The sequence below is a fragment of the Stutzerimonas stutzeri RCH2 genome, from assembly GCF_000327065.1.
In the GTDB taxonomy this organism is placed as follows: Bacteria; Pseudomonadota; Gammaproteobacteria; order Pseudomonadales; family Pseudomonadaceae; genus Stutzerimonas; species Stutzerimonas stutzeri_AE.
The window spans coordinates 457,923-471,789 of record NC_019936.1; the positions used below are offsets into that span (position 1 = coordinate 457,923).

At 52.8% G+C, this 13,867-nt stretch carries 12 protein-coding genes and 2 pseudogenes; 10 read left to right on the forward strand and 4 right to left on the reverse strand.

The window, feature by feature from the left end:
- The first annotated feature begins 14 nt into the window (after positions 1-14).
- Genes PSEST_RS21600 through PSEST_RS21610 form a run of 4 tightly spaced genes read left to right on the forward strand, consistent with a single transcriptional unit; the run spans position 15 to position 5,516 of the window.
- The gene (locus tag PSEST_RS21600; RefSeq protein ID WP_003246636.1) at positions 15-1,136 is read left to right on the forward strand and encodes a tyrosine-type recombinase/integrase; all 1,122 of its coding nucleotides are present in this window, start codon (positions 15-17) and stop codon (positions 1,134-1,136) included.
- Entirely contained in the window at positions 1,129-3,189 is a 2,061-nt protein-coding gene (locus PSEST_RS22245; RefSeq protein ID WP_015275424.1) for a hypothetical protein, read from the forward strand. Before PSEST_RS21600 ends, PSEST_RS22245 begins: the two co-directional genes overlap by 8 nt.
- A complete protein-coding gene (locus tag PSEST_RS21605; RefSeq protein WP_015275425.1) occupies positions 3,182-5,053 on the forward strand; it encodes a tyrosine-type recombinase/integrase in 1,872 nt (623 codons plus the stop codon). Before PSEST_RS22245 ends, PSEST_RS21605 begins: the two co-directional genes overlap by 8 nt.
- A complete protein-coding gene (locus tag PSEST_RS21610) occupies positions 5,046-5,516 on the forward strand; it encodes a hypothetical protein (protein WP_225775528.1) in 471 nt (156 codons plus the stop codon). The genes PSEST_RS21605 and PSEST_RS21610 overlap by 8 nt, the downstream gene beginning before the upstream one ends.
- 183 nt (positions 5,517-5,699) lie before the next feature.
- On the opposite strand, the pseudogene PSEST_RS02095 reads toward PSEST_RS21610, so the two are convergent.
- The 3 genes and pseudogenes from PSEST_RS02095 to PSEST_RS02110 all read right to left on the reverse strand — a co-directional run.
- Positions 5,700-6,452 (reverse strand): annotated as a pseudogene (locus PSEST_RS02095) (IS5-like element ISPre1 family transposase); the annotation flags it as partial.
- Between the two features lie 19 nt (positions 6,453-6,471).
- A protein-coding gene (locus tag PSEST_RS02100; protein WP_085990595.1) for an IS3 family transposase occupies positions 6,472-7,622 on the reverse strand; the annotation gives its coding sequence in 2 pieces (ribosomal slippage) (positions 6,472-7,385 and positions 7,385-7,622; 1,152 coding nt in all).
- A gap of 55 nt (positions 7,623-7,677) precedes the next feature.
- Positions 7,678-7,914: pseudogene (locus PSEST_RS02110) on the reverse strand (IS5/IS1182 family transposase); the annotation flags it as partial.
- Between the two features lie 461 nt (positions 7,915-8,375).
- Here PSEST_RS02110 and phnC point away from each other — a divergent pair.
- The 6 genes from phnC (at position 8,376) to PSEST_RS02140 (ending at position 13,165) form a co-directional block, all read left to right on the forward strand.
- A complete protein-coding gene (gene phnC / locus PSEST_RS02115; RefSeq protein WP_003118432.1) occupies positions 8,376-9,203 on the forward strand; it encodes a phosphonate ABC transporter ATP-binding protein in 828 nt (275 codons plus the stop codon).
- Complete coding sequence (gene phnD, locus PSEST_RS02120) at positions 9,200-10,063, forward strand: phosphate/phosphite/phosphonate ABC transporter substrate-binding protein (RefSeq protein WP_010562501.1); 864 nt, start codon at positions 9,200-9,202, stop codon at positions 10,061-10,063. Before phnC ends, phnD begins: the two co-directional genes overlap by 4 nt.
- Before the next feature lie 8 nt (positions 10,064-10,071).
- Positions 10,072-10,899 (forward strand): phosphonate ABC transporter, permease protein PhnE, encoded by an 828-nt coding sequence (phnE, locus tag PSEST_RS02125; protein ID WP_010466252.1) that lies wholly within the window; start codon positions 10,072-10,074, stop codon positions 10,897-10,899.
- A gap of 8 nt (positions 10,900-10,907) precedes the next feature.
- The gene (gene ptxD, locus PSEST_RS02130) at positions 10,908-11,918 is read left to right on the forward strand and encodes a phosphonate dehydrogenase PtxD (RefSeq protein ID WP_003127732.1); all 1,011 of its coding nucleotides are present in this window, start codon (positions 10,908-10,910) and stop codon (positions 11,916-11,918) included.
- The gene (locus PSEST_RS02135; RefSeq protein WP_015275427.1) at positions 11,912-12,781 is read left to right on the forward strand and encodes a LysR family transcriptional regulator; all 870 of its coding nucleotides are present in this window, start codon (positions 11,912-11,914) and stop codon (positions 12,779-12,781) included. Before ptxD ends, PSEST_RS02135 begins: the two co-directional genes overlap by 7 nt.
- A 111-nt stretch (positions 12,782-12,892) precedes the next feature.
- Positions 12,893-13,165: a hypothetical protein gene (locus PSEST_RS02140; RefSeq protein ID WP_041756420.1), complete on the forward strand. Its 273-nt coding sequence runs from the start codon at positions 12,893-12,895 to the stop codon at positions 13,163-13,165.
- Positions 13,166-13,211: 46 nt separating this feature from the next.
- On the opposite strand, the gene PSEST_RS02145 is transcribed toward PSEST_RS02140, so the two are convergent.
- Complete coding sequence (locus tag PSEST_RS02145) at positions 13,212-13,838, reverse strand: DUF6088 family protein (RefSeq protein ID WP_015275428.1); 627 nt, start codon at positions 13,836-13,838, stop codon at positions 13,212-13,214.
- Positions 13,839-13,867 lie beyond the last annotated feature (29 nt).

The following is a 13,867-nucleotide window of genomic DNA, read 5'->3' on the forward strand; positions in this document are numbered from 1 at the left end:
ACAGAGGAGAGTACATGGTTCTGATTGTCAATGTTGACTTTCGCAGTAGTCACGATTCGAGGCTATCACAGCTCTCACATAAAATTCCGCAGTTTTTCAATGATTCAGCTGAACCATATAGCGAGGCAAACGCCTACATGCGGTTTTTGTCCCGCCGATTAATGCCGAAAAGTATGAAAACTATCGCGGAACATATTAAAGAGTTTTTGGTTTGGTCGGAAAACTCCGGAATTGAACTTATAGATGTTACGGATGATGTCTTTGACAGCTACGTAGATGCGCTCTGTGGTTATCGAAAGGCATCTGGAGTGCCGCTTAGCTGGAATACTGTAAATGCAAGAGCGACAGGTGCTTATCGCTATCTTGTATGGTGTTATGAGAAAAAGTTATGTCCCGATTTGAATCCAATTGAGGTCGCTAGCTCATACGGCGGGTTGCGGAAAAAATATAACACCAAAGGACATCACTCAAGAGAAATAAAAGATCATACAAAATTTCTTATCTTGGAAACTGCTGTTAAGTTCATTGATACCCTTTCCGAGGTTTCGGGGGTCGCTAATTCAGAAGTAAGGCTAAGGAATAAGTTGATTGGAGCGTTTATGCTTCAGTCGGGACTTAGGATATCTGAAGTAGTAGGGTTTCCTTTAAAAGATCTGCCCGAGGTTAATCTAAGAGGGCACTCGACTCCAGCGAGAGTTATCGGCAAGGGGGGGAAAGCAAGACTGGTTTTGATACCCAATAAGCTGCTTGTTAAGTTTTGGCAGTACGTAGATTTTGACAGGCAAAGAGTTGTAGAAAAAATAGAATCGATCGCTGGAAATGATGTTGTAGATGATGTGCTCTTCTTAAGTGAAAAAGGTCGAAGGTTGACAGCTAACTGGATAGAAAAGTTGTTTACCAGGGCAAGTGAGAGGCTTGGGGTTAAGACCGTACCTCATGTGTTAAGACATACATATGGTACTTACCATTACCTTTTGAATAAAGATCTGGCGGGGTTGGCCAATTTAATGGGGCACTCCAATGAGAACACGACTCGGAATTTCTATGTCCATACGGCTTTACTGATTTCCTACGCTGGGACATATAGAGCTCTACAGGATGAGATTGATAGATTGATAGGGGCTGCTAATGGATGAAAACAGGTCTAGCTCTCTTTATTTCCTTACTGTGGCTGAGGAACGTGCTGAAACAGAGCTTAAATTCACTGCGGAATGTAAGAACACGGCGAAAATATATGCATATGACTTAAGTGACAAGCCATACTCTGATTCATTTCGGGATGTGCTCGGAGTAGTGGTGTGGGCTATTTACAGGCGAAGAAATATGATGGGGCATTTAAGTCGGTTGGCGATTATCGAGATACTTCCAAGGTTCTTTAAATTTCTTGAAAGTGTTCTGATCTATAGAGCAGAGCAGCTCTCAGGGGATACGCTGCGATACTTTGCGGAATGGCTAAAAAAGGATAAAAGTTTAAGCTATTCAACTGCGGCCTCTATGTATCGAAAAATTTCACCCGTATTTTTGCAAATGAGTAGCCATTATAAGGTTAGCGATAGTTTTATTCCCGTTCGTAATGCCTTTCCCAAGTCAAGCTCGCTTGTCTCGTCCTGTATTGGATATGATCAGGAAGAGTTGAAAGGTATTCTCAATGCGGCTGTGCGTGGGATGCGTGAAAGCGCGTCTAAGTTTGAGAAGACGTATCAGCCTAAATGGATTGGAATAGCTCCGCCATTAGAAGATGTGGCTCCTATTGGTCCGTCTGGCAGTAGGTCATATTGGGCCAGTGAAGAATATAGAATCTGGTGGTGGGAGAATAATTGTGGATGTATGAGGCTTAATAGCAATGCACTTTACAAGCTGCCAAAAGGGCAGGCTTTTTTTCAGTCTACGGCACTGGATGGTAAAAATGGCAGTGTCAAGTATTTGAGCGAGTTTTATGACCGCATAGGTGCTGGCCCTGATTATAAACCAAAGTATTTGGGGTTGCCTTGTCCTATCAATTACCGTACGCCATGGAAAAAGAAAGATTATCTTGTCTGGTACTGGGAAAACAAATTAGGTTGCAGAGCTCTATCTGGCAGTGAATTGAAGAAAATTGCGCCAGAGTTCTGGGGGGCTTTGAAAGAATATTTTGGGGGAAGGATAAAGGATTTTTACAAGGAGTTGGGTGTATATCGCTGGGTTCAAGCAGAGGACCTGATTCCATATTACTTGTTGCTCTTGATTAGAACGCAGTTGAATCCATTTACTGTCCAGCGCCTGACAATAGACTGCCTAGTTCCTGACCCGTTGAATGATGGTCGTGTCATGATTAACTGGAAAAAGTATCGGTCTTTTAAGAAAGGAATGACCATTCCTACTGATAAAGGCAACGATAGCTGGCCTGCGATGATAATTAAACGGGTGAGTGCTATTACCGAGTCTATTAGGGAAGACGGCCAAGATGAGTTGTGGATTGCAAACGCCAATCGTTTCAAAGTTAGCCAGCCTCTAGGTAGCTCCGCATTTAAAAGGGCTCTTCAAGCTTTTTCACGAAAACATGCATTAACAAGCAGTGATGGTAAACCTTTATCTATTCAGGCGCGACTGATTCGTCCAGCAATGGCTTGGAGTGAATACTTAAGGACTGAAGATATGAACTATCTTCAGGCGTTATTAGGACATGCTAGGCTTTCAACAACTGCTGATTATTTGAGGCGGTTAGATGATCCAATCTTTCTGACCCGACGAGCAGTTCATCAGGATGCAGTTTTTGTTCGACTTTCCTCTGCTGAGGATGGCTCTTTGATTAGCGAGTCTCTGGAAGCAAGTGAGAGTACTCAAGGAATGCACGAGGCTCTTTTAAATCACTGCAGGGATCCGATGAAATCTCCTGTTTCTGGGCAAAAAACTGGGTCCTTATGTAGCGCTAGTAATGAGGTGTGTTTGGGGTGTCAGAATTTAATAATAACCTTTCTTGATATAAAGAAGTACTTCTGCTTCATTGCCTTTCATGATTATCTTTTGCAGGTTGGAGATATAACTGATTTGGAGCACAGGAAGGCTACTTCTGAGAAGCGATTCATTTGGGAGAATTATATACTTGTAAAATATGACTCAGGCGTTATTGAGAGGATAAGGTCTGAGGCTCTGAGTTTTCCAATCCCGGAGTGGGATATTTCCTTGTATGAGGAGAGAAAGCATGGTTGATCGTTTAGGCTCTCCTCTATATTTATTTACGAGAGATATTGTCCAAGAGTTGAATAATGAGCTGGGCTTTTACACTAATCTCAAGGGCGTGTCGGAGGCGGTTAGAGCGAAAATTAAGATATCGGCATTGTCATTTTATAAAGATAATGTTTGGGATTTTTCTGCTGAGTATCCAAGTTTACGCTCAAGGGCCGTTGTTCTTAAGTTCAGCCAGATTCATTTTGAGGATGGTAGCGATATAACCATGCCGGGTTATGAGTGTTATTTGAGTTCGGTTAAGGAGTATTGTTATTCATTGTTGGTTGATCCTCCCTCTACATATCCCAAGTGGTCAACTATTTGCGTTGCAATGACAAAGGGGGTCAGAAGTCTTTTAAGGTTCATGAGAGAAGCGGGGATCGACAGATTTTCTGATGTTATCGATCTTGATTTTCAGGCGTTTCAGGATTGGGTGGCTGAGTCCGCAAATAAAGCTGGAGGATTGATTACGGATAGGACGCTTAAGTCAAGAATTTATGGGCTCTCGTGGCTCTATGAGCAATCTGGAAAGCTTACTGACGGATTGTGTACTTGGCCTTTTGGAGATAGTCGCAGTGAAACGGAATGGGCTAAGGATCGTGCGCAGAAAAAACTACCTAGAAAATATCAGACTACACCAGAGATGCCGGACTCGGTTGCGAAGAAGCTAATTCAATGTGCGATAGATGATTTATCTATTGCTGGCAAATTGGAGGAAATAAGGGCGAAGCGTAAGGAATATAAGTCTGGAAGAGCAACTTCTAGAAAGCTGCTGCCCACTGGTGAGTATAAGCATTCTGTGGAGGTGATTAATCCATTTCCTTGGGATAGATATGGTATTTCTTCTTGGCATCAAGTAAAGACATTGGAGTCAAGGCTCCTTGTGGCTGGTTATATTTTGATAGCGATGTTTTCAGGTATGCGGTTCCATGAAATGGCCCATATTAAGGTTGGTCGTGCTAATAATTGGAGTGTGCGACCGGTTAGCGTTGATGGTGGGGTTAAATATTTTTATTTCTTGATGTCGAAAACGAATAAATTGCAGCATGATGCTACTAGCTACCTCTGGCAAACGATTCCTTACGTCGAGCGTGTTTTGGAGGCGCTTGAACAAGGCTTGGCTCATCGTTATAAGAGAGGAAATTCTTTTCTTTTCTCGGGCTACCTAAACACCGGTGAAAGGATCTCACTTTCTACCATAAATGGCGCCTTAAAAAAATATGCTGAATATCATTGTGTGGAATTTGATGGGGAGGTGTGGCCGGTTGCGACACATCAGTTTAGAAAGAAGTTCTCACGACTTATGATTAGGAGTGGTCTTGGTTTGGTTGAGCTTCAAGATCAATTGAAGCACTTTGATATTGAGATGACGAAGAATTACGGTGACTTAAATCTCTACTCTGAATTGCAGCAGGAGAAATTTACCCTGTCTAGAGAGAAGTACGACGAAATTATGCTGACTCAGGCCCCTATTATTGGCGGTGGTGCTGATGAGGTTGAGGGGTATAGGAAGGCTTTTATGGGTATGTCTGCCGATGATAGAGAGCGGCTCTTGGATAATCTATCCAAGAAAGCGCTTATTGAGCAAATGGATGATGGCTTGTGTATGTTTAGAGCCAAAAAGGCGCTTTGTGGGGGAGATAGTGCAAACTGTCGTCCAGCGGATTGTAATAATTCTATTATTCCCGCTGAAGGTATGAGGCGAACCTTGACCTGGCGTAAGAGCGAGAATCAAAGAATGAGAGACTTCTTTTCTGGTCAGCCACTAAAGGTGGCCCATTTAGATGACAGGATCTCTGAAATTGATAAATTGCTCAGTCAAATGGATGGCTTAAATTGTGAATAATAAAAAACCTCGTGGCAGTTTGGTAGGCCTCAAGGAAAATCGAGAGGCCCTGAAGGTAAAAAATACTGAAGCAATGTTGAAGGTTGTTGAGAAACTGGGGAAGGAAAAACCAGATGCGCTATGGTCTTACAAGGACGTTTGGTCTGGTGCGGGCTTGAAAAGTAATGTTGCCCTCAATAGTCCATGGAATTCTCATGTTCGTGATGCAATCGACGCTCATAACTCTAGTATTCGAGAAGCATCAGAGCTTGAGGTGTTCGCTTCAACGCAAAAAAAGACGCTGAGGGTAATAAATGGAGAATTGAGGAAACAGGTTGAAGTCATGCGAAAAGAAAGAGATCAAGCCTTGTCGAAGATTGCTATTTATGAGGCTGAAACTGACTTCTATAAAAGAAAATGTGAGGGGCTTTTGAGGGTGAATGAGCGCCTAAGGAGCAGCCCCGGCGGTTTAAGTGTCGTTTAGTCAATTGGCGTTATTAAGACGTCTCTGTTTTCGCTATGGATGGTCTGAAGTAGTTGTGTATTTCTGGCTGACTTCAGCCCCTGCCGATTTTAAAAGCGGCAAATCGATCAAAAACGCTCAGATCACCCGCTTATTTCTGTGTTTTTAGCCGCCGCGAGCACCTCGCGGCAGCCATTTTCCACATTACAGGCGCACCTCTCCTGCATTCGCCAGTAAATGTCGGCGCGCCATCCACAGGTTCGACAGCGCGAACAGCGTCATCAGTTGCGCCGTGTTCTTCGCCAGACCACGGAAGCGCACCTTCACATAACCGAACTGGCGCTTGATCACCCGGAACGGATGCTCGACCTTGGCTCGTACCTGAGCCTTGGCCTTCTCAATCTTGCGCTTGGCTTTGTACAAAGCACTGCGCTTATCAAGCTTCTTGTAAGTACTACGGCGGGCGGCGATCTGCCAGATGGCCTCCCGGCCTTCATGTTCAGGGCGTTTCTCGACGCCGGTGTAACCCGCGTCGGCACCGACCATGTTCTCATCGCCGTGCAGCAGCTTATCGACCTGGGTGACATCGGCCACGTTGGCCGCCGTGCCCACCACGCTGTGCACCAAGCCCGACTCATCATCGACACCGATGTGCGCCTTCATGCCGAAGTAGTACTGGTTACCCTTCTTGGTCTGATGCATTTCCGGGTCGCGCTTACCGTCCTTGTTCTTGGTCGAACTCGGCGCATTGATCAGCGTGGCATCGACGATCGTGCCTTGGCGCAGCGACAGCCCTCGGTCGCCCAGATAGCCATTGAGGACAGCCAAGATGCCGGCGGCTAGTTCGTGCTTCTCCAGCAAACGACGGAAGTTGAGGATGGTGGTTTCATCGGGGATACGCTCCAAGCTCAGCCCCGCGAACTGGCGCAGGATGGTGGTCTCGTACAGCGCCTCTTCCTGAATCGCCCCGGCTTTCCTAGACACTCTCCAAGCTCTGGAAATAACGCTTTTCAAACTCCACTGGCGACAGCTGCATAGCGCTGCTGTGCCGGCGCTTGGGGTTATAGACCATCTCGATGTAATCGAACACATCACTGCGGGCTTCTTCGCGAGTGCCGTAGGTTTTCCGTCGGATGCGCTCCCGCTTCAGCAACTGGAAAAAGCTTTCCGCGACCGCGTTGTCGTGACAGTTACCGCGTCGACTCATGCTGCTGATTAGGTTGTTGGCCTTTAGGAAGCTCTGCCAGTCCGAGCTGCTGAACTGGCTGCCCTGGTCGGAGTGGATCATCACCTCCTGCCTGGGCTTGCGCCGCCAGACCGCCATCAACAACGCATCGATGGCCAGGTCGCTGCACATCCGTGGTTTCATCGACCAGCCGATCACCTGGCGCGAAAACAGATCCAGCACCACCGCCAAGTACAACCAGCCCTCATAGGTGCGGATGTAGGTGATGTCGGTGACCCAGACCTTGTTCGGCTCGCTGACCTTGAACTGCCGCTCCAGGCGGTTGGGCGAAGCCACCGTCGGCTTACCGCCGTAATAGCCGGGGCGCCGACGATAACCGGTCTGCGAACGCAGCCCCTCCACCCGCATTAGGCGAGCCACGCGGTGCCGGCCACAGGACTCGCCCAGCTCACGCAGGTCGTCGTGGATCTTGCGGTAGCCGTAGACCCCGCCGCTTTCCAGCCAGGCATGCTTGATCAATCCGAGCAGGCGCTGATCTTCCTTCTCGCGTGCGGATTTCGGCTCGGCCAGCCAGGCGTAGTAACCGCTGGGATGTACCTGGAGGGTCTGGCAGAGACGCCGTACCGGGTACTCCACCGACAGCTTGCTGATGACGGCGTACTTCAGCCGGACTCCTTGGCAAAGTACGCGGCGGCCTTTTTTAGGATGTCTCGCTCTTCGGTCACCCGCTTGAGTTCCGCGCGCAAGCGACGCAGCTCGGCCTGTTGATCATCTACCTGCTGCCGCTGTGCTTGGGGCTTGCTGTAGCGCTTTACCCAGGCGTACAGGCTGTGCGCGGACACGCCTAGACGCTCCGCCACATCGGCAACGCGCAAACCGCGCTCGGTGACTTGCTTGACCGCTTCGATCTTGAATTCTTCGGGGTAACGCTGGTTGCTCATGGCACCTCCTGATGGGCCTCATTATGAGGCTTGGAGGTGTCTACGAAACCAGGGGCGATTCATCCATCGCTGGATCGCTGTAACCGAACCAGTTTTGCATCAGGTGCACGCGCAGCATCGCCATCAGCGGATAGGCCGGACGACCGCCTTCACCCTTGGGATAATGCGGCTCGATCAAGGCAATCAAACCCTTCCACGGCACCACCCGATCCATCTCGATCAGGAACAACTCTTTGCGGGTTTGTTTGCGCTTACCGGCGTACTCGGCGTCAGCGAAGGTCATCTGCTTCATGGGGAAACTCAGCGGGTGGAATCCGGGTCTTTTGCCAAAATCTGGAAGTCTTCTTCAGAGTTTCCCTAGCATTAAGCTGGGCGCGACAACAGACGTCTAGTTGGGCGGCACCTGAAGGTTTCGACCAGCCACATAACGGCCTAGGTCAATCGACGGGCAAGAATAGAATGTCTCCTATAGTCCGCTAGTGTGCGCTCTCTTGCTTGGATGGCATTACGTTCTGGCCCAACGTTACTGTAGCGAATCCGCAGCAGTATCAATCAAAGCCTCCTGTATCCCGCGTGAAGAAAGACGCTACGTTGCGCCCGTTCTTCCACGGCTTCGCTTGCCGCCCCGCTACGGCAGATTCGAAGTATTCATCGAAATGTCATCCTTTAGAAACAGTGCGTTAACAAGGAATTTCTACCCTTTGCATCGCGAACCGCAATTGTGCGGCCAGCAATATTGCGAAAGGTGATCAAATGACGCCCCATCCGATACAGGACGCCGTGCTGCGGGTCGACCGGTTGAGCGTCGTCTATCCAGGCGGCGTGACAGCCCTACGCGATACCTCGATTGCATTTCGGCGTGGTGAGTTCACCGTGCTGCTTGGTCTCTCGGGCGCAGGCAAGTCGACCTTGCTCCGTAGTCTCAATCGACTCGTCACGCCCACTGGCGGCAGTGTCACCAGCGAACTCGGTGAACTCGGCAGCGGCTCGGCCTTGCGTCAGCATCGTCGGCGTACCGCCATGATCTTTCAGCACCACCAGCTAATCGAACGTCAAAGCGCACTGGCTAATGTGCTTACCGGTCGGCTGGCCTTTCACAACACGCTCCGCTCGCTGTTTCCTCTGCCGCGTGCCGATCAGGAGATTGCGCTCAGTTGCCTCGCTCGGGTCGGTCTGGCAGACAAGGCGCTAAGCCGGGTGGACAAACTGTCCGGTGGCCAGCAGCAGCGGGTAGGCATCGCGCGTGCGCTAGCGCAACAGCCGGCGATCATTCTGGCCGATGAGCCGGTAGCCAGTCTCGACCCGGCCACTTCGGTCCGTGTTCTCGGATTGCTGCGCGACATCTGCAAGGAAGACGGCATCACCGCCATCGTTTCGCTGCATCAACTCGAATATGCCCGCCGCTTCGCCGATCGCGTCGTCGGGCTGGCCGATTCTCAGATCGTTTTCGATGCCGCGCCCTCGGAACTCACCGATGCGCAGCTTGAGCGCATCTATGCAGGCCGCTCTACGACTCAGCCAGCGAATGCTCCGGCTGAACCACCTGTCATGCTCGAACCTTCACTGGAGATGTCCCGATGAAACGCTTATCCGCGCTCTTATTGACTTGCTTGCTGTCCGCTGTTTCAAGTTTGTCCGCCCTAGCGGCCGATGCCGATCCGGATGTGCTAAAGGTTGCCCTGCTGCCGGACGAAAACGCCTCCGAGCTGATCAAGCGTAACCAGCCGCTGAAGGATTATCTGGAAGAGCATCTGGACAAGAAGGTGCAGCTGATCGTAACCACCGACTATTCCTCGATGATTGAGGCGATGCGCTTTGGCCGTATCGACCTGGCGTATTTCGGTCCGCTGTCCTACGTCATGGCCAAAAGCAAAAGCGACATCGAGCCCTTCGCTGCCATGGTCATCGACGGCAAGCCGACCTATCGCTCGGTGATTATCGCCAATGTGGCGTCAGGCGTGAATGAGTATGCCGACCTTAAGGGCAAGAAGATGGCCTATGGTGACCGGGCATCGACGTCCAGCCATTTGATTCCCAAAGCCGTGCTTCTTGAGACGGCCGGTTTGACGGGTGGGCAGGACTACGAACAACATTTTGTGGGCACGCATGACGCCGTTGCCGTCAACGTGGCGAACGGCAACGCCGATGCGGGTGGGCTGTCGGAGGTAATTTTCAATCACGCAGTCGAACGTGGCCTAATCGATCCGAGCAAGGTGAAAGTACTTGGTTACAGCGGCGAATACCCCCAGTACCCCTGGGCGATGCGCTCGAACCTGAGCCCCGAGCTGAAAACCAAGGTGCGGGATGTATTCGTCGGTATCGACGATCCCGAAGTGCTGCGCAACTTCAAGGCCGAGGCCTTCGCGCCAATCACCGACGCCGACTACGATGTGATCCGCAACATGGGATCGCTGCTCGGCCTCGACTTCGCCACGATGTGAGCACCGATATGTCTACTCATTACGACGTGCAGGCGCTGCCTGCAGAGCAACGCGAGCACATCCTTCGAGGCTTCGGCCTCGGTTGGTGGCGCCAGCTGGGGCAGGTGGCGATTGTATTCGGAGTGGTGCTGTTGGCCTGCTGGTACGTGGGGCTGCTCGATGCCACCACGCTGCTGAACGGGCTGCCCTCCATCGCGACCCTGGCAGGCGAGGCCATGCCGCCAGACTTTTCGGGCTATCGAAGCTGGATTCGCCCCTTGATCGACACCTTGGCGATGAGCATCGCCGGTACGGCCATCGCAGTGGTGTTCTCGCTGGTGGTGGCCTTCGTTGCAGCGCGCAATACGGCGCCGCACCCCCTTGTGTTCGGTGTTGCCCGGGTGCTGCTCAATGCCCTGCGGTCGGTGCCGGAGCTGATCATGGGCATCATCTTCGTTGCAGCCGTAGGGTTCGGCGCCTTGCCGGGCGTGCTTGCCCTGGGTCTGCATTCGGTCGGCATGGTCGGCAAGTTCTTCGCCGAGGCCATCGAGCACGTCGACGAAGCGCCGGTGGAAGCCGCTCGGGCGGCGGGGGCTACGCCGATGCAAGTGCTGCTGCACGCGGTTTTGCCACAGGTGACGCCGCAGTTCGCCGACGTGGCGATCTACCGCTGGGAATACAACTTTCGCGCCTCCACCGTGATGGGCATGGTTGGCGCCGGCGGTATCGGCTTCGAACTCATGGGCTCGCTGCGCATCATGCAGTACCAGGAGGTTGCAGCAATCCTGCTGGTCATCCTGGCCATGGTCACGCTAGTAGACGCCTTCAGTGGCGTGCTGCGCAAACGTTTCAAATAGGACAAACCATGCTGCCGAAACTCGTTATAACTCACCGAGTACACGATGAGATCCTGCAACTGCTGGCGCCACATTGCGAGCTGATGACCAACCAGACCGACAGCACGCTGCCGCGCGAGGAAATTCTGCGCCGCTGCCGCGATGCTCAGGCGATGATGGCGTTCATGCCCGATCGGGTCGATGCAGACTTTCTTCAAGCCTGCCCTGAGCTGCGTGTAGTCGGCTGCGCGCTCAAGGGCTTCGACAATTTCGATGTGGACGCCTGTACTGCCCGCGGGGTCTGGCTGACCTTCGTGCCTGATCTGTTGACGGTCCCGACTGCCGAGCTGGCGATCGGACTGGCGGTGGGGCTGGGGCGGCATCTGCGGGCAGCAGATGCGTTCGTCCGCTCTGGCAAGTTCCAGGGCTGGCAACCACAGTTCTACGGCACGGGGCTGGATAACGCTACGGTCGGCATCCTTGGCATGGGCGCCATCGGACTGGCCATGGCTGATCGCTTGCAGGGATGGGGCGCGACCCTGCAGTACCACGAGGCGAAGGCTCTGGATACACAAACCGAGCAACGGCTCGGCCTGCGCCGGGTGGCGTGCAGCGAACTCTTCGCCAGCTCGGACTTCATCCTGCTGGCGCTTCCCTTGAATGCCGATACCCAGCATCTGGTCAACGCCGAGCTGCTTGCCCTCGTACGGCCGGGCGCTCTGCTTGTAAACCCCTGTCGTGGTTCGGTAGTGGATGAAGCCGCCGTGCTCGCGGCGCTTGAGCGAGGCCAGCTCGGCGGGTATGCGGCGGATGTATTCGAAATGGAAGACTGGGCTCGCGCGGACCGGCCGCGGCTGATCGATCCTGCGCTGCTCGCGCATCCGAATACGCTGTTCACTCCGCACATAGGGTCGGCAGTGCGCGCGGTGCGCCTGGAGATTGAACGTTGTGCAGCGCAGAACATCATCCAGGCATTGGCAGGTGCGCGCCCAATCAACGCTGCGAACCGTCTGCCCAAGGCCGAGCCTGCCGCATGTTGAATCCGGTCTGGCTGAAGAGCCTGGTAGCGATCGTTCAAACAGGCAGTTTTCAGAGCGCGGCGAGGGCGTTGGGGCTGGCCCAGCCGACGGTGTCGCAGCACTTGCAGAAGCTTGAAGAGCAGGTCGGCGTAACGCTGGTGCAGCGCAGTCGTAGCGGCTGCCAGCCTACCACACGGGCGCTGGCCTTCATGCCGCATGCGACCGCCTTGCTCGACATGCACGCCCGGGCGCTAGAAGCCCTGCATGGCAATCGTGAGCGCGTCGGGGCCAGCTCCAACATCGGCACCTACCTTCTCCAGCCATTCGTGCGCAACTATCTGACGACCGCAAATGAGAGGGGCGAGGTGGATCTGCGCATCGCCGCCAACCCGGATGTGGCCGACCAGCTACTGGCGGGCCAGCTCGACGCCGCGATCATGGAATGGTGGCTACCTCACCCCGACTTCGAACACCGCCTCTGGCGGGTCGAGCCGCTGGTGCTTATCGTCAGCCCCGACCATGCGCTGGTTGAAGCAGGGTGCATAGAACGTGATCGTCTGGTGGACCTGCCGATGCTGGGAGGTGAACCGGGTAGCGGTACCGGACGGCTTCTGACCGAATACTTTGGCGAACTGGGCGTGCCTCGCAGCGGTATGCAGCTAGGCAGCACCGAGGCAGTCAAACAAGCAGTGAGGGCGGGACTCGGCGTGTCGTTGGTGATGGCTTCCGCAGTACAAGACGAAGTTCGCAGTGGCGCGCTGGTAGCTCTTCCCATCCCGGGGCTTGAAAAGCGTCTCCAACTGATCTGGCGCAAACCTCCCGGAAATCTGCACCCGCCGGGATTTGTGCGGCACTTATTGGAGGAGGCAGATCTAGCTGGATAAGGTGATGGATGGTTGCGATCCAGCGCTTGGCTTGTCAGCCTAGGGAAACTCTGAAAAAGACTTTCTGATTTGGCAAAATACCGCGACCCCAACCTCGTGAACGAGCAGACGGTGGACGAGAAAGTCTACGACCGCCTTTCCGAACGCATGAAGGACCGCTTTGATCTGTTCGGATCGTTGCCGGACACCATCAAGGACGAATGGATTGACGACATCGAGCATCTGGGAGAATTGATGGATCAGTACATCAATGCCCAGAAGCAGGAAACCGGCTTCGATCTGCGCTACAACGCCACCATGCGCCCAACCGATAACGACTGGCGCAACTGCGCACAGGTCTTGTCACGTCGAGATTTTGAGACGCTGATGAGGAAAGGGTGGTGACCGAGGTCCAATCGGTGAGCTGGTTCGCCACTGCTTATCTGGCGCACTAAGCTCGCTCAGGCGCCTTGTTCAGTGAGGCAGGTTCATAGTTGGCATTAGATAATACCTCCTGCATCCATTTCGGCATCATGCATGCTCTAAGGGTTGCCAGTTCGACAGGGCTGAGGGCGCAGGTAATTTTGGAAAGCGTCTGCGAAGACAGCCCATCTTTGCCGAGGTAATAAAGTGCGGTCAGTGCCATGCCCACCATAGTGCCAGCGTGCTGCAAGCGATGACTGGACACATGCTGTAGGCGAACCACCGCATTACCAACCTTGATTTTGCGGGTTGCTCCGCTTGTGTAGAAAGTCGGTACTACCTGCATCTGAGTACTAAGTCCCAGCCTGCGCACAGCTTCCGCACCATGTATCTGAATCGTCTCGCCATTTGCTTTAGTGAGAATGCTCATGATGGCTAGCGGGCTAGGTATGAGCCGGCGACCGGTGTAGCGGCTAAATTTTGGTCGCATGTAAATGCCGCGAGCGACGCGCTCAAGATGACCTGATTGCACTAGCCTGGAGAATGCCTTATCGACGGCAGCACGAGAGCCAGCCTCTGCGAATAGCGAGCGAGGAAAGGGCTTCCCCTTCTGCATTCGCTTAATTCGGTTCGAGATTGCTTCTGCGACGGACATGGCACCCTTAGCGATCTGATTCTTCGAAA